This is a genomic window from Lysobacter sp. M2-1 (assembly GCF_022662495.1).
Lineage (GTDB): Bacteria > Pseudomonadota > Gammaproteobacteria > Xanthomonadales > Xanthomonadaceae > JAKPBU01.
In genome coordinates this window covers 1,293,647-1,312,073 of sequence record NZ_JAKPBU010000001.1, presented here as the reverse complement: position 1 = coordinate 1,312,073, position 18,427 = coordinate 1,293,647, and the positions used below count along the sequence as shown (strand labels likewise).

The window sequence follows — 18,427 nt, the reverse complement described above, 5'->3', positions numbered from 1 at the left end:
TACCGTCGCTCCTACCGACGCTCCGATTGGTTGAAGGCGTCGGTTATTCCGGTGCCTTGAGCAGGTACTGGGCCGGCGGCTCGGCGCCGAGCAGGTGCCGCACGAAGTAATCCCAGCGCCGGCGCATGACGTAATACCCATCGTTGCCGTAGCCGTGGCGCGCATGCGGCAGCAGCAGCAGGTCGAAGTCCTTGTTGGCCTTGATCAGCGCATCGACCACCAGCAGGGTCATCTGCGGCGGCACGTTGTCGTCCATCATGCCGTGGATCAGGAACAGCCTGCCCTTCAGCTGCTTCGCGTAGGTGGCGTTGTCCTGGCCGGTGTAGTTGTTCTTCCCGTCCCTGCGTTTCACCAGCAGGCCCTGGTAGCGCTCGCCCCAGTCGTCCTCATAGCTGAGGTTGTCGTGGTTGCCGGATTCGGCGATCCCGACCTTGTACACGTCCGGGTATTTGAACATCGCCGTCGCGGTCGCGTTGCCGCCTCCCGAATGGCCCCAGATGCCCGCTCGGCTCGCGTCGATCCATGCATGCCGCGCAGCCAGTTGCTTCAGCGCGGCGACCTGATCGGGCAGGGTGTTGTCGATCATGTCGCCGTACCACGTGTCGTGGAACGACTTGCTGCGCAGCGGCGTACCCATCCCGTCGACTGCGATCACGATGAAGCCCAGTTCCGCGAGCGCCTGATGGTCCAGGTGCGCGGGCAGGAAGCTGCGCGAGCGGATCGAGCCGACCTGCGGGCCGGGATAGATGTAGGTGATGACCGGGTACTTCTTCGACGGATCGAAGCCCGATGGCTTGAACATCTGCCCGTACAGCGTGGTCCGGCCGTCGCGCGCCTTCACGGTGAATGACTCGGGCGGCACCCAGCCGCTGGCCCTCAACCGGGTGAAGTCTGCGCGCGCCAGCTCGGCGAGTTGCGCGCCATCGGCGTCGCGCACCAGCGCGACCGGCGCGGTGCCGATGGTCGAATGCACGTCGACGAAGTGCCGGCCGTCCTTCGACAATGTGATCGCGTGGTTCGCGTCCTCGGGCGTGAGCAGCTGCACCCCGCCGCCGTCCAGGCTCGCCTTGTAGTAGTGCACGTAGTACGGATCGCGTCCGGGCTCGCGGCCCACGCCGCGGAACCAGACGGTGCGCGAAGCTTCATCGACGTGCGCGATCTGGGTGACGTTCCACTCGCCCTGGGTGATCTGGCGCTTGCGCCTGCCGGTGGCGAGGTCGTGCAGATACAGATGCCCCCAGTCGGACTTCTCGCTGAACCAGATGAACTCGTTGCTGTCCGGCAGATAGCGCCAGTTGGCCTCGCCCTGCCCGCTTTCGTAATGGGTCCTGACGGTTTCCTTGTAGACGTCGCGGACCTTGCCGGTTGCGGCATCGGCGATGCGCAGCTGCGCCGACTTGTGGCCGCGGTCGGTACTGACGAACGCCAGGGTGTTGCCGTCCTTCGCCCACTGCACGTCTTCCCAGCCGCCGTTGCAGCTCACGTCGTCGCAGAACGTGGAACGGTGCTGGTCCGGCGGCATCTGCAGGCGGATCGTCTTCGGCGCCTCGGCGGTCAGGTCGATGATCACGCGTTCGATCATCGTGATGTCCTTGTCGCCGACGAACGGATACTTCCACTGCTCGACCCTGGGCGCGCCCACGTTGGTGGCGACCAAGGTCATGGTGCTGGTCTTGCGCTGGTCCTGCTGGAACGTGGCGATCTTGCGCGAGTCGGGCGACCACACCAGGATCGGGCGGTCGCTGTGCACCCAACCGGCGTTGTCGGTGGCATAGCCGTAGTCGACGACGCCGTCGGTGGTGAGCTGTCGTTCGTTGCCGCCTTCGGCATCTCGCAGCCACAGGTTCCAGTTGCGGATGAAGGCCTCGCGCTTGCCGTCCGGCGAAAGCACGCCCGGCTCGGACCCGGGGCCTTTTACTTCGGTGCAACGACCGACCTTCTCCGCGATGGAGCACGCATACCGCTTGTCGCCGGCCTTGATCGTGAAACCGCCATCGGCCCGGGCCGAATATTCGGTAATGGGCAGCTTGTCCGCAGTGACGGCCTTGCCACCGGCTTTCGACAGCGCAGCGGCGAGCAGGGCGTGGTCGAACAGCGGCTCGGTCTTGCCGGCAGGCGGTTGGAAGCGCTCGAAATGGTCGCCCGACGCATCATGCCGCTTGAACCAGACACTGCCGTCCTCGAGCCAGGTGATGCCCGACAGCGCGTTGTCGACCAGCGGCGTGGCCTTGTGCGCGAGTCGCGACTCGGCACGCGCGTAGTCTGCTGGCGTCAGCTGCGGCGTTTGCGCCCATGCCATCGGCGCGAGCAGCAACAGCGCCAATCCCTGCCAACTCGCCCTGCCTGTCATCCGGACTCCCCGATCGTTGTTTGCCGCGGCATTGTAGGTGCGGCCCCTGCTCGGGGCGCATGACCTTGGTCAGGGGCGCGTCGCGATAAGGCGATAGTGGTCCCGGGCTCCGCGCGCATGGGTGGCGCGTTGCAGATTGCGCCGCTCCGCCACCCGGATTAGGGTCGGCAGCTTCCCGACCCCGAGCCCGCCATGAAAATCCTGTCCCTCGCCATCGCCCTGGCGCTCGCGCTGCCCGCTCCGCTGTGGGCGCAGGAGGCGGCGCCGACCGCCACCGTCGAACGCGCTACCCCCGCCTGGGTCGCCACGAGCAATGGCTACGCCAACGCGCTGCTGGAAACCGAAGCGCAGTTCAATCCAGAAAGCGTATCGGAAAGGGGGCTAACGCAGTTCGACAGACTGGCCGCGGACCTCGGGCCAGACGTCGACCAGCGCCGGCGCGCGGCGCTGGTCAAGGCCAAGGCGGACCTGCAGGCCGGGCTTGCGCGCGAACGCGATCCCAACGTGCGCCAGGACCTGCAGATCATGATCGAGGCGGTGGACCGCCGGATCGAAGGCATCGACCTGTCGCAGAAATACGAGCGCAACTGGACCGACGCCGCGCTGCGCGTGTTCGACGGCGAGCAGGCGCTGCTGCAGGAACAGATCGCGGCCGCGCGCCGGCCCAAGGCGCTCGAACGGCTGCAGCGCTACGTCGGTCTGTGGCCGCAGAGCACATCGATCTTCGACCAGGCCCGCGCCCGCTATGAGGACAGCAAGGGTGCCGGCAAGCTCGAACCCACGCGGCTGGAAGTGGAGCAAGCCATCGCCAATGCTGCGACTTATGTCGACGGCGTGCGCAAGCTGTACCAGAAATATCCGCAGCCGGATTCGGATGCCGCGCTCGCCGCATTCGAACAGCAGGCCACGGCCTATGCCGAATGGCTGCGCGCGCAGGTGCTGCCGGTCTCGCGCACCGATCCGAAGCTGCCGCCGGAGCTGTATGCCTACAACCTGCGCCAGGTGGGCATCGACATCGCGCCGGAGCTGCTGATCCAGCGCGCGCAGGCCGCCTTCATGGAAACGCGCGCGGCGATGCAGCAACTGGCGCCGTTGGTGGCGAAGGAGAAGAACCTTGACGCCCGCGATTACCGCGAGGTGATCCGCGCGCTGAAGCGCGACACCATTCCCAATGACCAGCTCGAAACCGAATACCGCAAGGTGATCGATGCCATCGATCCGATCATCCGCCGCGAGAAGATCGTCGACGTGCCGACGCGGCCGATGATCATGCGCCTGGGCACGCCGGCCGAAAGCGCGGCCCAGCCGGCGCCGCATTTCCGCGGCGCGCAGCTGATCGGCAACACCGGCGAGCAGGGCCAGTTCGTGCTGCCGCTGGGCAACCCGGCCGCGGGCAAGGAGGCGATGTACGACGACTTCAACTATCCCTCCGCGGCGTGGACCCTGAGCGCACACGAGGGCCGCCCGGGCCACGAGCTGCAGTCGGCCAGCATGATCGAGCGCGGCGTGTCGCTGGCGCGCGCGCTGTTCGCCGGGAACTCGGTCAATTCCGAAGGCTGGGCGCTGTATGCCGAGGCCGAGATGGTGCCGTACGAGCCGCTCGACGGACAGCTGATCGCGCTGCAGTTCCGCCTGATGCGCGCCGCGCGGGCGATGCTCGACCCGATGCTCAACCTGGGCCTGATCGACCGCCCGCGCGCGGAGAAGGTACTGATGGAGGACGTGGTGCTGTCCAAGGGCATGGCCACCCAGGAACTGGACCGCTATCAGTTCCGCTCCCCCGGCCAGGCCGGCAGCTATTTCTATGGCTACAGCCGGATCATGGAACTGCGTATGGAAACCGAACTCGCCCTTGGCGAGCGCTTCGACCGGCTCGCCTTCAACAATTTCCTGCTCGACCAGGGCCGGCTGCCGCCGAAGCTGCTCGCCGAGGCGGTACGCACGCAGTTCATTCCAGCGCACAAGGCAGGCGCGCGCTGAGACTGGCCCAAGGCGCGCGCTGAGCACGCGCGCGCAGGAATCCGAGCTCGTCTGTGAACCTGTTCAGCCTGCGGCGTGGACCGAACTGCGCCGACCGGCCGCAAGCCAGTCCGGTCAGCGGGCGCTCCCAGGGCGCTGGGTATACTCGCCGCCCTTTCGCGAGAGAGCGTCCGTTGTCCCCGCCAACTGCAATGCCGCCGCTGGCGATCCGCCCACTCCGGATCAGGAACTTCACCGCCACCACCGCGCTCGGCCCCGGCCGCGCCGCCCAGCTGGCGGGGCTGCGCGAACGGCGCAGCGGGCTGCGCCGCAACGACTTCGGCCCCGCGCGCAGCGATGGCAGCCTGCTGCCGACGTGGATCGGGCGCGTGAATGGACTGGAGCTGGCAGCGCTACCCGACGACCTGGCCGCATGGGAGTGCCGCAACAACCGCCTCGCCTGGCTTGCCCTGCAGCAGGACGCGATGCTCGCCGACGCGATCGCCCTGGGCGAACGCTACGGCGCGGAGCGGGTGGCGGTGGTGATCGGCACCTCGACCTCGAGCATCGGCGCCACCGAGGAAGGCTATGCCCGGCTCGAACGCGACGAACAGGGCAATCCCTGTCTTCCCGCGGACCTGTTGCGGCCGATCGTGCACACCCCGCATTCGCCTGGCCGCTTCGTGCAGGCCGCAACCGGCCTGCGTGGGCCGTGCGTGACCGTGGCCACGGCCTGCTCCTCCAGCGCCAAGGTCTTCGCCCAGGCAGCACGCCTGATCGCGGCGGGCCAGGCCGACGCCGCCCTGGTCGGCGGCGTGGACACCCTGTGCGGCAGCGTGCTGTACGGGTTCAATTCGCTCGGACTGGTGTCGGAAGCGCCCTGCCGCCCGTTCGACGCGCACCGCGACGGCCTGTCCCTGGGCGAAGCCGGCGGCTTCGCGATCCTGGAGAAGGCGGACGCCGAAGGCGGACTGCAGCTGCGCGGCTACGGCGAGTCCAGCGATGCGCACCACATGTCGGCACCGCATCCCGAAGGCCTGGGCGCGCGCATCTCGATGCGCGATGCGCTGGCGCGTGCCGGCATCGACGCCGGCGATGTCGGTTACCTGAATCTGCACGGCACCGCCACGCCGGCGAACGATGCGGTGGAGGCGCGCGCGGTGGCGGCGTTGTTCCCGGACACGCTACATGCGAGTTCGACCAAGGGCTGGACCGGGCACACGCTCGGTGCGGCCGGGATCGTCGAATCGGTCTTCAGCCTGCTGGCGCTGGAACACGGACTGCTGCCCGGCATCCTCGGCGGTGATGCTCCCGACCCCGGCAACGGTCCGCAGATCCGCTTCGACAATGCGCATGCCGAAATCCGCTACGCCATGAACAATTCGTTCGGCTTCGGCGGCAACAACTGCTCGCTGGTATTCGGACGGGCATGACGATGCCGAGACCATCGCCCCGTAGGAGCGGCGTAAGCCGCGAGCTCTTGATCTTCCACGCAGGCTCGGCGAAAGGCGCGCGGCTTACGCCGCTCCTACATACGGGATCATGGGCAGGCCGCTCATGACCGCACTCAACGCCCGCATCGCCGGCATCGGCTTCTGGTGCAACGGGCTGCCGTCCTGGCAGGCCGCGCGCGACTTCGTCGCCAACCGAGCGCTGCCTTCCGAGCCGCCGGCGAAACCCCAGCCGCAGCTGCTCGCGCCCAACGAACGCCGTCGCGCGCCCGAATCGGTGGCCGTCGCGCTGGAGGTCGCGCTGGCTGCCTGCACGGACGCAGAACTGGATCCGGCGACGCTGCCCAGCGTATTCGCGTCCACCCATGGCGACCTGGCGATCACCGATTACATGTGCGCCACGCTGGCTACCGATCCAGCGGCGCTCTCGCCCACCCGCTTCCACAACTCCGTGCACAACGCCGCCGCCGGCTACTGGACGATCGGCAACGGCTGCACCGCGGCCACCACCGCGATCAGCGCGTTCGATGCCAGCTTCGCCCAGGGCCTGCTCGAGGCGCTCTCGCAGCTGGCCGCGGGTGAGGAGGCGGTGCTGCTGGCCGCCTACGACACCACCGCGGTCGGCCCGGCGGCCACGCTCTGGGCCAGCACCGGGCTGCTCGGCGGAGCGCTGGTCCTGGCTCGCACCGGCGCCGGCCCGCGCCTGACCGCGACCCTGGGCGAAGGCAGGGTGTCCACCGCTACCGGTCCGCTCGCCGCGCATGGCGCTGGCAATGCCATGGCGCCGATGCTGCCGCTGTTCGATGCACTGGCCGCTTACGCCCCGGGCGCGATACTGCATGCAGGGCCTGGCCGCGTGTTGCGGGTAGAGTTGCAGCATGACTGAACCCAACGGCTTGCATCGCGACAACGTCGCGGTGCTGATTCCGGCGCTCAATGAAGTCCTGCGGATCCGCGAGGTGGTCCAGGACGCGCTGGCGTACTGTCCGCATGTGATCGTGGTGGACGACGGTTCCGATGACGGCACATCCGAGGCGATCGCCGACCTGCCGATCGTGCTGCTGCGCCATCCGCACCGCATGGGCAAGGGCGCGAGCCTGCGCGACGGATTCGCCGAAGCGATGCGCCGCGGCATGCGCGCAGTGGTGACCATGGACGGCGACGGTCAGCACCTGGGCGCGGACGTGCCGCGCCTGATCGCAGCGGCCAACCGCCACCCGCACTGCCTGATCAACGGCGCGCGCCTGCGCAAGCGCTCGCAGCAGCCGTTGTACCGGCGGATCGGCAACGATTTCGGCGACTGGGGCATCAGCCTGGTGTGCGGCTTCCAGATCCGCGACACCCAGTGCGGCCAGCGTCTGTACCCGGCCGCGCTATGCTCGCTGGGCGACATCCCGGGCGAGGATTTCGTTTACGAAGCGCAACTGCTGCTGTCTGCAGCACGCGAACTGGGCATGCGGGTGGTGTCGGTGCCGATCGAATCGCGATACAAGACCGTGCATTCGGGCGACCAGTTCCGCAAGAGCCATTTCCGCGTGTTCCGCGACCTGTACAAGATCACCTCGCACGTGGTCGCGCAGGGCCTGCGTTACGGCAACACCCTCGCCTACTGCCGGCGCTCGCATGCCCACCCGCCGGTGATCGACGATGCCAACGGCGAATTCGGTACCGTGTTTGCGCCGGCGCAGGTGCGGGGATGAACACAACGCGCAGCGACGTGGTGATCCTGGGCGGCGGGCTCGCGGGGTTGACCCTGGCGATCCAGCTGCGCCGACAGCAGCCGGCGATCGCGATCACGGTCCTGGAGCGCCGCAGCCACCCGGTGCGCGAGGCGGCCTTCAAGGTCGGCGAATCGACGGTCGAGATCGGTGCGCATTATCTCGCCGAGGTCCTGGGGCTGCGCGAACACCTGGAAACCGGGCAGATCCGCAAGTTCGGCTTCCGCTTCTTCTTCTCCGAAGGCAGCCGTGCGATCGACCGCTGCACCGAACTGGGGGTGAGCGAACTGCTGCCGACGCCGTCTTGGCAGATCGATCGCGGCCGGTTCGAGAATTTCCTGGGCGAGCACGCGCGTGCCCTGGGCGTGCGCTTCCTCGACGGCTCGGTCGTGCGCGAGATCGCCCTGGCCGACGACGACGGCGATCACGTGGTGCGATACGAGTCCGCGGGTGGCGAGGCCGAGCTGTCGTCGCGCTGGCTGGTGGACGCCTCCGGCCGCGCCGGATTGCTCAAGCGCAAGCTCGATCTGGCGCAGGACAATGCGCACGACGTCAACGCGGTGTGGTGGCGCGTGGACGGCATCGTCGATCCCAACGCGTGGTCCCACGATCCTGAATGGCTGGCGCGCTGCATCCCACCCGACCGTTGGCGCTCGACCAACCACATGTGCGGCCCGGGCTACTGGTTCTGGCTGATCCCGCTGGCGTCCGGCGCGCATTCGCTGGGCATCGTCTGCGATGCAAGGATGCACCCGCTCGAGACCATGAACACGCACGAGAAGGCGATGTCCTGGCTGCGCGAGCACCAGCCGCAGGTTGCCGAATCGCTGGAGCGGCCTGGCCACGCGCTGCAGGATTTCCTGTTCCTGCGCCACTTTTCCTACGGCTGCAAGCAGGTGTTCTCGCCGCGGCGCTGGGCGCTGACGGGGGAAGCCGGTCTGTTCCTGGATCCGTTCTATTCGCCCGGCACCGATTTCATCGGGATCGCCAACACCTACATCTGCGATCTGATCGGGCGCGAGCGTGCCGGCAAGCCGTTCGGCTCGCATGCGGAGATCTACCAGCAGCTGTACTTCTCGTTCTACGAGAACACGCTCACCCTGTACCAGGATCAGTACCCGCTGTTCGGCGATACCCAGGTGATGCCGGTCAAGGTGATCTGGGACTACACCTTCTACTGGGCGCTGCTGGCGCCGCTGTTCTTCGCCGGAAAGCTCACCGATGTATCCATGCTGGGCCGGCTGCGGCCGAAGTTCGATGCCGCGCGCGCCTTGAACCTGGCGATGCAGCCGCTGCTGCGGGAATGGGGCGAACGCAATCGCGCGGCCGGGATGGTATCTGCAGCGGTGCACGACGGGCGCATGCTCGACCAGTACCGGATCGACTGGTTCCACGAGATGAACCGCGCACTCAACGACACCCTGGACGACGCGGCCTTCGAGGCGCGCATCGCCGACAACGTGGCGCGCATGGATTGGCTGGCGAACGAGATCCTGACCCGTGCGCGCGCCACGCACCCGCAGATCGGCGACCACGGCCTGGATGCCCTGCTCGTTCGTGAAGCCACGCAACGACCCTCGCTGTCGTCGCAGTGGTACGCCGAGGCGGCCTGAGGCTCGTTACAGCGCACCAGTGCGAGGAGCTTTGCTCCACACGATTACGCCGTAGGCGGTTCGGTACCTGAGGGCACCCGGCTTGCAGGGCCGCGGCCCGCGTGTCTGCGCGTGGGGCCGCGTCCTGTGTTTCGCTTCTGTCGCCGTCAGTCCTGCACTTCCGGGGCCTGACTGATCGATATGGCCGTGGGAGCCTCGTAGTTCGACTGCAGGTAGCCGCGCAGCATGCTGGCGATGCGGATCAGCATGGTCTTGTCGGTCGCGCCGAAGCTCCACGCGGCTCCAATGGCATTGGCGTGCTGGTAGAAATCGGGTTCGCCGACCAGCTGGCCGGTGTCCGCATCCGTCAGCCTGACCTTGACCATGACCGAGGAACCGCCGGCCAGGCCGCCGGCGAAGAACCGCTTGCCGCCGGTGATGAAGCGCACGTAGCGGATCTCGGGCTGGATCCGCAGGGTCCTGCCGCCTGCGCCTGCCTTCGCGTTCCATTCCGCCAGCACCGTGCCGACGCGCTCGTCGAGGTTGGCCTGCAGCATGGTCTTCGCCGCTTCATTGCCCTTCTGGCCGGCAAACGGAGCGCCCATGGCGACCGGCGCCATTTCGAAACGCTGGAACGAATTGAGCGCAACGGCCGCCGGCGCATTCATGGCGCCTTCGGCGGGCGGCGTTGCCTCCTGTGCCCGTGCCACGCCGGCAAGGCAGAACGCCAGCAACGCGCTGCTGATGACTTTGATCATGTTGTCCCCTGTGTCGATGGAAGGCGCCGGGAATCCTTTCCCCGTCCCGGCTGCCGGCACGCATGTTACCGGTCCGTGCGCAACGCGCGGAAGTTCACGCCGCCGCGCGGCGCGCGGGACCGCGCCCGGACGTGGGGCGTGTGACCGCCGGCGAGCGGCCGGATCAGGGCTGGGGCGGCGGCGGGTTCGGCACGTAGATCGCGGTGCCGTGGCCGTACTTCTGCTCTGGGCTGATGTCCACGCCGACTCCGACGCCGCCATAGCTGTGGCGACCGATGCGGCCCCCGCCGGCGCCGACGTTCACTCCGCCGCCTCCGTAGCCGCGTGCGGTGCCGCCGAACACCACGCCGTTTGCACCCAGCTTCGCCGCTTCCTTCTTCAGCCGCTTGATCACCGCATTGTTCTTGTTCTGCTCGCCGTAGGTGAACGCGCCGCTGCTCACGTCGAGCAGCGCGATTTCCTCGTAGGCGCCTGGCGGCGGCGCGTAGTAGATGCGCACCTGCTCGGGCGAGATCGGCGGACGCGGCGTTCCGGTGAGCATGTGGGAACTCGCGCAGGCGCCCAGCAGCAACAGGCCAGACAGGGCCAGACAGCGCAACAAACCGGCCATGACGGTTCTCCAGGAATCGATGAGTGGTTCGATCATCCGCAATGATCGCGTAGACGGCGTGATCCGCGGCAGGAAAACCCGAATGGGAGTTAACCCATGCCGCCGTTGACGCCAATCACCTGGCCGTTGATGTAGCCGGCGGCGTCCGAGCACAGGAAGCCGACCAGCGCAGCGACCTCCTTGGGGGTGCCAGCGCGCCCGGCGGGCACCATCTGGCTGACTTGTTCAGGCGAGAAGCTCGCCTCGGCCATGCTGCCGGCGATCACCCCCGGAGCGATCACGTTGACGGTGATGCCGCGGCTGGCCATCTCCCGCGCCAGCGACTTCGATGCGCCGTGCAACGCGGCCTTGGCCGCGGCGTAGTTGCTCTGGCCGCGGTTGCCGAGCACCGCCGCCACGCTCGAGATGCTGACGATCCGTCCCCATCGGGTACGCGCCATCGGCAGCAGCAATGGCTGGGTCACGTGAAAGAAGCCGTGCAGGGACACGTCGATCACGCGCCGCCACTGGCTGTCGGACATGCCGGCCATCGGTGCGTCGTCGTGGATGCCGGCGTTGTTGACCACGACCTGCACGGGCCCATCGGCGAGCAACGCTTCGATCGCGCCGTGCGCGGCTGCAGCATCGGCGACGTCGAACGCCACCGGCTCGGCGCTGCCGCCGTTCTCACGGATCGCGGCGACTACTGCATCGGCGCGCGCGCGGTTGGCATTGGCGTGGACGATCACATGCAAGCCGTCGGCTGCCAGTTGCCGGCAGATCGCACCGCCGAGATCGCCGCTGCCGCCGGTGACGAGTGCGCGACGCGGCATCGGGCTGGAGGGCATGCGAGTGTCCACGAGCGGAAGATGGGGAGATTGTCGCTTGCACTGCGCGCGGCGTGAAGCGAGGCGGCCTCAGGCCGCGTCGCTACCTTGGCGCAACATCACCACGGCGCGGCCTTCGGCGAGCAGTGTGCCCGCATGCCGGATGCGGAAGGCGTACTGCTGGCTATCCTCGGCCTCGATCAGGACCTCCGCCTCGCCTTCGAGGTCGCCGGGCAGATCGTCAATGCGCGCCACATGCAGCGCGATCCCACGCAGCGCCACGAGCATGCCGGGCGGCGCCTTGCCGCCGCCATCCCGGGCGCGCAATCCGCCGTGCACCGCCATCGCCTGGGCGCCGTACTCGCACAGGTGCAACGCGCGCAGGCGATCGTCGCTGCGCAGCGGATGCGATGGATCGCGGTGGCTGTGCGTCCGCAAGCGAAGGCGCTGCGCATCCCATTCGATCACCTCATCCCACAGGCACATCGCGCCCTGGTGCGGGATCAGCGTGAGCAGCGTGTCGCGGTCGATCATGGGCGCATTGTAGGTGCGACGCGAGTCGCGACACGCGATCCGTCGAGCCAGTGTTTCGCTTAGGCCGCCCCTTGTCCGGGGCCGCTGCGGCGGCTTGACGTCAGTCGCCCGGGGTAAGCGCTCGCGGCGCGGCGCGAGACCAGCAGCGCCAGCACGAAGTTGATCACAACGCCCAGCGCCACCGTGCTGCCGATCGCGCGCAGCACCGGGATCGAGGACAGCGCCAGCAGGCTGAACACCAGCAGGGTCATCAGGCTGCACACGATCAGCGCGTGCAGGGTGCGCAGCTGGTCGGCGTAATCCTCGCCGGCATGGTCGAAGAACAAGGCGTAGTCCAGGCCCAGGCCCGCCGCCAGGATCAGCGCTACCAGGTGGAACAGGTTCAGTTCGACGCCGAAGCCGCGCAGCACCGCCAGGATCAGCAGCGTGGTCAGCGCCATCGGCAGCAGGACGCGACCGACCCGGCCCGGCGCACGCAGCGCGATCCAGACGGTGAGCGCGAGCAGCACCGCGGCCACCGTCAGCGCCAGCAGGACCCGCTCGCGATAGCTGGCCACCAGCGATTCGGAGGCCTGCTTCAGGTCGAGCAGCTGCGCGCCGTTCGCGGCGGCAGTGGTGGCCACTGCCGCAGGATCGGTGAGGCCGGTCAGCGACACGAGCGCGATCGCGTGTCCCGGACGCTCCAGCAGCAAGCCGGCCGTGGTCGCGTGCAGCGGCGTTCCAGCAAGATCGCGCGGCGCGAGCGGCGTGGCACTGCGCGCGCGCTCCACGTCGACGGCGAAATCGGCGAACGCGTCGGTGCGGAACGGACTGTCGGACAGCGCATGCTCCAGCGACTGCGCGAGCTGTTCGCGCGTAGGCAACCGCGCCTGGCGCGCGCGCTGCGTCGCGGCGCTCGGCAGGTAGCGCGCGGCCAGGTCGTAACCGGCAATGACCCGCCGGGCGGTCAGCGCGTCCAGCGCCGGCCGCAGACGCTCGGAGGCCTGCAGCACCGTTTCGACATCGGGGCCTTCCAGCGAGAGCACGTAGCGCACGTCGGGCGCACCCAGTTCGCTGCGCAGCGCGGTGTCGCGCGCCATCGCCGCGGGCGGCACCGGCGTGAGCCTGGACAGATCGTTCTGCCAGAACGCGCCCGGCCGCAGCCACAGCACGAGCACCGCGGCCACAGCCAGCGCCAGTAGCGACCAGCGCGGGCGCGGGATCGCGGCGATGCGCCGCCACAGGATTGCGAGCCGGCGCGATGCGGCAGGATCGCGTGGCGCCGGATCGATCAGCGCAGGCAGCAACAGGCGCGTGGCGAGCGCGGCCGTCAGCAGCCCGGCGATAGTGAACGCCGCGAGCTGCTTGAGCCCCTCCACCCCCGATGCCAGGAAGGTGACGTAGGCGATGCAGGTGGACACCACGCCGGTGGCCAGCGTCGGCCAGATCGCGCGCGCGTTGTTCCAGGGCGAAAGCCCGGCGCGCTGATGGCTGAACAAGTGGATCGGATAATCCTGCACCACCCCGATCAGGGTGAAGCCGAACGCCACGGTGATGCCGTGCACACCCTCGAACAGGAGCGCCACCGCGCCCAGTCCTGCGAGCCCGGCGCTCGCCAGCGGCAGCACGCCGAGCAGCGGGGCCTTCCAACTGCGGTACGCGATCCACAGCAGCAACACCAGGCCGATGGTGTCGACTATTCCGATCCAGCCGGCCTCGCGCTGGGTCCGCCCGCCGATCTCCACCGAAAACGCGCCCGGCCCGGTCATCGCCAGCTGGGTCGACGCATCGCCTCGCACCTTGGCGAACGCGGCCCGGATCGCGTTCACAGCCGTTTCCTGGCCGGTGGGGTCGAAGCCGGCGGCCCTGGTTTCGGCCACCAGCAGCGCCTGCCGGCCCGCCCGGTCGAACCACACCTCGTGCAGCCGATTTGGCGCGTGCGCCGGTTGCCAGCTTTCGGCCAGCTTGAGGGTTTCCAGGGTGGGGTCGGAGGGCAGCAGCGGTTCGATCAGTCCCGCGGCGGGAGACCCCAGGTCCTGCAGGCGCTGGTCGAGTTCGCTGCGCAGATAGTCCGCATCCAATGGTTGGACATCGAGCGTGGGCGACAGCAGGTAGCGGTATGCACGCAGGCGCTCTGGAAACGCCTCCAGCGCAGCCTCTCCGTTCGACACCAGGGTGAACTTCGGATCGTCCGCGAGCGCGTTGCGCAGGCCTTGCGATTGCGCGGCGAGGGTCTGCGCATCGGCGCCGGACAGCGCGACCAGCAGCAGGCGCGAACCGGGGCCTTCGCCGAGTTCGTCGATCAGCAGCTTCTGGGCAGGGGTTTGGGCGGAAGGCATGAACTTGCGCAGATCGCCGCTAAGCTCGAGCCGCTGCGAAATCGCCCAGCCGGCGACGGCCAGAAGCGCCAGCCACAGCAGGGCCAAAGCGATCCTCGTTCTGGCAGCGAACGGCTTCATGCCAGCCCAATACTCCCCGTGCGCAGATCATCCGCCGCGCGCGCGGCATGGGGGTTGTTGCGATCGGCAGGTTCGACGCGGGCGGGCATCGCATCAGACTAGCAGCCCGCAGTGTCGCCACTGGAGCCGGATTGCACGGACGGATGACTTGTGGGAGCGAGCTTGCTCGCGATTGCCTGCACCTGATGACGAACAGGGCGATCGCGGCTGAAGCCGCTCCCACAGGCTGCTTCCAGAGTGACGCCGAACGCGCTACCCGGTTTCGCCCTGGCACAGCGCGGTCAGCGCCGCGGCATCGGCCTCGTCGCCGGCCGCGCGCGCCGCCGTGGCCAGCAGCGTGCGCTGCACTTCGACGCCCTTGGCCGGTACGGTCTCGATGCAGCGCAGTTCGGCGCCGCGCCCGTACAGCAGGATCTGCTTCAGCCGCGTCGCCAGCCCGGCGTCCTTCGGCGTCAGCACAAGGGTCCATCGCGCCCGGGTGCCCTGCGAGGCGATGCGGAAATCGCGTTCGAGCCTGGCCTGGTCGCCGGCGAGCATCGCGCCGAAGCTCGATTGCAGGCTCGCCAGTTCGGGCACGCGGGTCAGCGAATAGGTCCGCGACTTGCCTGCCCGCTCGATCGTCGCCTGGCCGGCGTCGCCCTTGGACGAAACGATCGTGGTGGTCTCCAGATAGGGACTGCGTACCTGCCGGACCAGGGTGTCCTCGCGCGGGCGCAGGTACTCGCCCGACAGTCGCAGCGGCTCTTTCAGCAGCCGCGACTCGCGTACCTCGACGAAGCTGGTACGCATCGGCGCCGGCCGTGCCAGCCGCGCCAGCACCCACCCGGCATCGACCTGCGCCGGCTGATCAACCGCCGGCTGCGCGGCGGCCCACGGCAGTACGGCGCTGGACAGCAGCATCATCCAGCACAGGCGCAGCGTGTGGCTGCGCGCGCGCATCGTCGGGGTGCGGTTGCCAGAAGTCATAGAAGTTGAACCAGTTATAGGGGGCCGAGCGGGCGCAAGTCTCCAGCCGCGATGCGTAACGCCGGATAAGTGCCGACAACGCCGCCGCGCGCTGTCCGCGCGGCACCTCGATGCCGTCGGCGAACGATTCGAAGACTAGTTCGTAACGGTTGCCGCCGCGGTACAGGCCGAAGCCCAGCACCACCGGCACCTTCAGTGCCGCGGCGATCAGCCACGGTGCGGTCGGAAAACGTGCCTCCGCCCCCAGGAACGGCGCCGGCAGGCTCGGCTCGTCGCCGCGCACCCGATCCACCAGCATCGCCACCATGGCGCCCGCGCTGCAGGCCTGATGGATCGCCATGACGATCGACGGCCCGTCCTGGCTGGCATCGATCACCCCCGCGGCGATCTCGGGATTCAGCTCGTCCAGCAACTGGGTCATGACCGGACTCTGCTGCTTGTCCAGGACCACCCGGATCGTGTACTCCGGACGCCTGCGTGCGAGCACGCGCAGCACTTCGAAACTGCCCAGGTGCGAACCGAACAACAGCACGCCCTTGCCGCGGTCGAGCGCGGCATGGATGTCGTCCAGCCCGTGCAGCGCGACGTCGAAGGCGTCGATGCGGCCGCCCAGCAGGAACACCCGGTCCAGGATGGTGGAAGCGAACGTGTACACATGGCGCGCACCGTCGCGCAGGCCGGCCGGGCGACCGAGCACGCGGGTGAGGTATTCGATCGACGCACGACGCTCCGGAGCGCGCACCAGGGTGAAGTAGGCCGTGATCGGATACAGGCACAGCCGCGCGACGGCGCGGCCACCGTAACGCGCGATCGAACGGATCAGCCAGATCGCGAACCGACCCCCGCCTTCGGGACGCTGCTTCCAGTCGGTCATACCGCCACCACTTCGCCGCTGGCGATCAGCGCGCCGTCGGCATGCAGGACCCGGAAGCGCCAGCGCGGCCGCTCGCCTTCGAGCTCGATGGTGGCTGCCTGTTCCGGCAGCAGCGGCCGCACGAACTTCACCTGCGGCAGGCGCAGGCCGCCAAGCGTGCCGTTCGCCGCTTCGATGGCGGCGATCACCCGATCCAGGATCACCACGCCTGGCACCAGCGGGCGCCCGGGGAAATGCCCCGGCAGGCAGCGGTGGTCCGCAGGGACGGAGACGGGTACGGGGAAATGCATTCGAGCAGCTTAGCAACGCCGCCGGCAAAGCCTTGTCGTGCTCCGGAGCCGGCCGCGGGCGGGTGGGCGAGCGTGGCTGCCGTGAGTCTGGCTAGGCTGCCGGGCGCCGGCGCAGCAGCGCAACGACCTCGTCATGCGCGCGGCGTGCCAGCGCCTGGCGCTGCCCGATCGCGCCCTCGCCGGCGGTGGCGATCGGCTGCCCGAAGCGCACCCGGATGGTGCCCGGCCGGACCGCGAAGAACCCCTCCGCCGGCAGCACCGCGCCGGTCCCTTCCAGCGCCACCGGAAGCACGTCCACGCCGGCATCGATGGCCGACTGGAACGCCGCTCCCTTGAACGGGGCGACCGCGCCGTCGCGGCTGCGCGTGCCTTCCGGGAAGATGCACAGCTGGGCACCGCCCTTGACCAGCTGCGCCGCACTGCGCAGCACCGCCGGCGCGGCGCGAGGATTGTCGCGATCGATGAACAGCATGCCCATGCCGCGGGCGTACCAGCCCACGAACGGAACCCTGGTCATTTCCTGCTTGAGCAGGAACAGCAGCGGCACCGGCACGGCACGGAACAGCGCGCAGATATCGATCACCGACTGGTGATTGGACACCAGCATGTGCGGGCGCGACCAGTCGATGTGTTCGGCACCTTCCACCACCAGGTCGGCGCCGGCGCCGCCCAGCAGTCCAGGCGCCCACAAGACCGAGGCCATGCGCAGCGGCAGATCGCGCCGCCCGGTGATGGCCAGCACCGCCATCGCCGCGCTGATGCAGCCGGCGGTCCATAACAGGGTGAACGCGAATTGCAGTCCGTTGAAGAGTGACCACGCCAGTGCCTTCGCCTGCTGGGCGCGGCTGGACGTGGTGCGCAGTTCCATTTGTCGCATTCGGCTTCGATCCATGTGTTTCGAAGCGCCAAGGATACCGTGACGCCCTGCGCACTTCGCCGCGTCAGCGGAACAGGTCGCGCCAGAACGCGGGCCCCAGCCGCGACATGCGGCCCGCAAAATCCGCGAAATTGCGGTAGCGCCCCGGAAAACGCCGCTTGCGGTACAGGTACTCCAACAGGAAGAAGCCGCCAACCAGTCCGTAATTGAGCCAGTTCGCGAACCACGACCACTGCGCCTCGGTCACTGCCACCGGCGGGACGATACCCACGCTGCCCAGCAGGCCGTTGGGCACCGCGATGGCCGCCAGCACCAGGTTGCATGCCCCCAGCGCCGCCAGCACCACGGTCCAGGCCAGGGTCAGGCGGCGCGTGTAGACGCGCAACTCCGGTTCCAGCGCATCGGGGGCTTTTCGTTCGAGTGCCGAGACGATGCGGGTGATGAGCGGAAGCCGCCCGGCACGCAGCGTTCGCCCGAAGCTCCAGCCGATCAGACCGATGAACGCCACCGGCACCAGCAGCAATGGCAGCTGTGCATAGGACGAGCGCGCCAGCCCGACCAGGGCGAGGCCGATCACCAGCAGGACCAGCCATGCACGCGCGCGTCGTGCCAGCAGGCCTTCGACCAGCGCCATCAGCGCGATCACCGCCAGCGCGCAGGCCGCCAGCGGTCCGCTGTCGCGCAGGCTCGCCGCGTGCGCCAGGAACGGATAGGCGATCGCCAGCGCGACGCGCAGCGCCGGCACCAGCCAGGGCGGGGAGTACGGCGGAGTCATGGCGCGTCCGGCGGAGGCGACCGCGCCTGCACGCGAGCGTGCGGGCGCGACCGCGTCAGGTGGTCCGGTTCTGCTCCACATGCGCCGAGAGCGCGCGCAGCGAGCCGAAAATGCGCTTGTTGTCGTCGTTTTCGGAGCGCAGCTGGAACCCGTAGGTCTTCGAGATCGCGAGCGCCAGTTCCAGTGCATCGATCGAATCCAGGCCCAGGCCGGCGTTGAACAGCGGCGCCTCCGGATCGATCCCCGCCGGATCCACCCCGTCCAGATTCAGGCTTTCCACGAGCAGTTGGGCGAGCTCGAGCTCGGCGGGGGTTTGGGCGGACATTCAGGGTTCCCGGAGATGCGGTACGGAGGGGCCACACAGGCCGCGCGCTATCATTCGCGCCCCGAATTCTAGCGTATGGGCCGTGGTTCACCACGCATGTCATC

The 18,427-nt window shown here is 68.6% G+C and carries 17 protein-coding genes; 5 read left to right on the top strand and 12 right to left on the bottom strand.

The annotated features are described in order from the left end of the window. Positions 1–43: 43 nt before the first annotated feature. Complete coding sequence (locus MC375_RS05770; protein ID WP_242102340.1) at positions 44–2,350, bottom strand: S9 family peptidase; 2,307 nt, start codon at positions 2,348–2,350, stop codon at positions 44–46. A gap of 192 nt (positions 2,351–2,542) precedes the next feature. Here MC375_RS05770 and MC375_RS05765 point away from each other — a divergent pair, with 192 nt between their 5' ends. The 5 genes from MC375_RS05765 to MC375_RS05745 all read left to right on the top strand — a co-directional run bounded on the left by MC375_RS05765 (position 2,543) and on the right by MC375_RS05745 (position 9,091). Continuing rightward, complete coding sequence (locus MC375_RS05765) at positions 2,543–4,330, top strand: DUF885 domain-containing protein (RefSeq protein ID WP_242102339.1); 1,788 nt, start codon at positions 2,543–2,545, stop codon at positions 4,328–4,330. 206 nt (positions 4,331–4,536) lie between these two features. Beyond that, positions 4,537–5,742, top strand: a complete 1,206-nt coding sequence (locus MC375_RS05760) for a beta-ketoacyl-[acyl-carrier-protein] synthase family protein (protein WP_242102962.1) — start codon at positions 4,537–4,539, stop codon at positions 5,740–5,742. 124 nt (positions 5,743–5,866) lie between these two features. Further along, on the top strand, positions 5,867–6,646 hold the full coding sequence (locus tag MC375_RS05755; protein ID WP_242102338.1) for a beta-ketoacyl synthase chain length factor: 780 nt from the start codon (positions 5,867–5,869) through the stop codon (positions 6,644–6,646). After that, positions 6,639–7,460 carry a glycosyltransferase family 2 protein gene (locus tag MC375_RS05750; protein ID WP_242102337.1) on the top strand — a complete coding sequence of 274 codons (822 nt, stop codon included), beginning with the start codon at positions 6,639–6,641 and terminating at the stop codon, positions 7,458–7,460. Before MC375_RS05755 ends, MC375_RS05750 begins: the two co-directional genes overlap by 8 nt. Next, positions 7,457–9,091, top strand: coding sequence for a tryptophan 7-halogenase (locus MC375_RS05745; protein WP_242102336.1), 1,635 nt, complete (start codon positions 7,457–7,459; stop codon positions 9,089–9,091). Before MC375_RS05750 ends, MC375_RS05745 begins: the two co-directional genes overlap by 4 nt. Before the next feature lie 146 nt (positions 9,092–9,237). On the opposite strand, the gene MC375_RS05740 is transcribed toward MC375_RS05745, so the two are convergent. From MC375_RS05740 to MC375_RS05690, 11 genes are all read right to left on the bottom strand, one after another. Next, on the bottom strand, positions 9,238–9,828 hold the full coding sequence (locus MC375_RS05740) for a hypothetical protein (RefSeq protein ID WP_242102335.1): 591 nt from the start codon (positions 9,826–9,828) through the stop codon (positions 9,238–9,240). A 163-nt stretch (positions 9,829–9,991) separates the two neighbouring features. Continuing rightward, a complete protein-coding gene (locus tag MC375_RS05735; RefSeq protein ID WP_242102334.1) occupies positions 9,992–10,438 on the bottom strand; it encodes a hypothetical protein in 447 nt (148 codons plus the stop codon). A gap of 89 nt (positions 10,439–10,527) precedes the next feature. After that, on the bottom strand, positions 10,528–11,265 hold the full coding sequence (gene fabG / locus MC375_RS05730; protein ID WP_242102333.1) for a 3-oxoacyl-ACP reductase FabG: 738 nt from the start codon (positions 11,263–11,265) through the stop codon (positions 10,528–10,530). Between the two features lie 69 nt (positions 11,266–11,334). Next, positions 11,335–11,778 (bottom strand): phosphotransferase, encoded by a 444-nt coding sequence (locus MC375_RS05725; RefSeq protein ID WP_242102332.1) that lies wholly within the window; start codon positions 11,776–11,778, stop codon positions 11,335–11,337. A gap of 59 nt (positions 11,779–11,837) precedes the next feature. Beyond that, a complete protein-coding gene (locus tag MC375_RS05720; protein ID WP_242102331.1) occupies positions 11,838–14,216 on the bottom strand; it encodes an MMPL family transporter in 2,379 nt (792 codons plus the stop codon). Positions 14,217–14,468: 252 nt separating this feature from the next. Next, positions 14,469–15,116, bottom strand: coding sequence for a LolA-related protein (locus MC375_RS05715; RefSeq protein WP_345779259.1), 648 nt, complete (start codon positions 15,114–15,116; stop codon positions 14,469–14,471). Beyond that, a complete protein-coding gene (locus MC375_RS05710) occupies positions 15,064–16,056 on the bottom strand; it encodes an acyltransferase (RefSeq protein WP_242102329.1) in 993 nt (330 codons plus the stop codon). Before MC375_RS05710 ends, MC375_RS05715 begins: the two co-directional genes overlap by 53 nt. Beyond that, positions 16,053–16,346, bottom strand: a complete 294-nt coding sequence (locus tag MC375_RS05705; RefSeq protein ID WP_242102328.1) for a hypothetical protein — start codon at positions 16,344–16,346, stop codon at positions 16,053–16,055. Before MC375_RS05705 ends, MC375_RS05710 begins: the two co-directional genes overlap by 4 nt. Positions 16,347–16,437: 91 nt before the next feature. Continuing rightward, positions 16,438–17,214 (bottom strand): lysophospholipid acyltransferase family protein, encoded by a 777-nt coding sequence (locus MC375_RS05700; protein ID WP_242102327.1) that lies wholly within the window; start codon positions 17,212–17,214, stop codon positions 16,438–16,440. 73 nt (positions 17,215–17,287) lie between these two features. Next, a complete protein-coding gene (locus tag MC375_RS05695; protein ID WP_242102326.1) occupies positions 17,288–17,998 on the bottom strand; it encodes a ketosynthase in 711 nt (236 codons plus the stop codon). 55 nt (positions 17,999–18,053) lie between these two features. Further along, on the bottom strand, positions 18,054–18,323 hold the full coding sequence (locus MC375_RS05690) for a phosphopantetheine-binding protein (protein ID WP_242102325.1): 270 nt from the start codon (positions 18,321–18,323) through the stop codon (positions 18,054–18,056). Between the last annotated feature and the right edge of the window lie 104 nt (positions 18,324–18,427).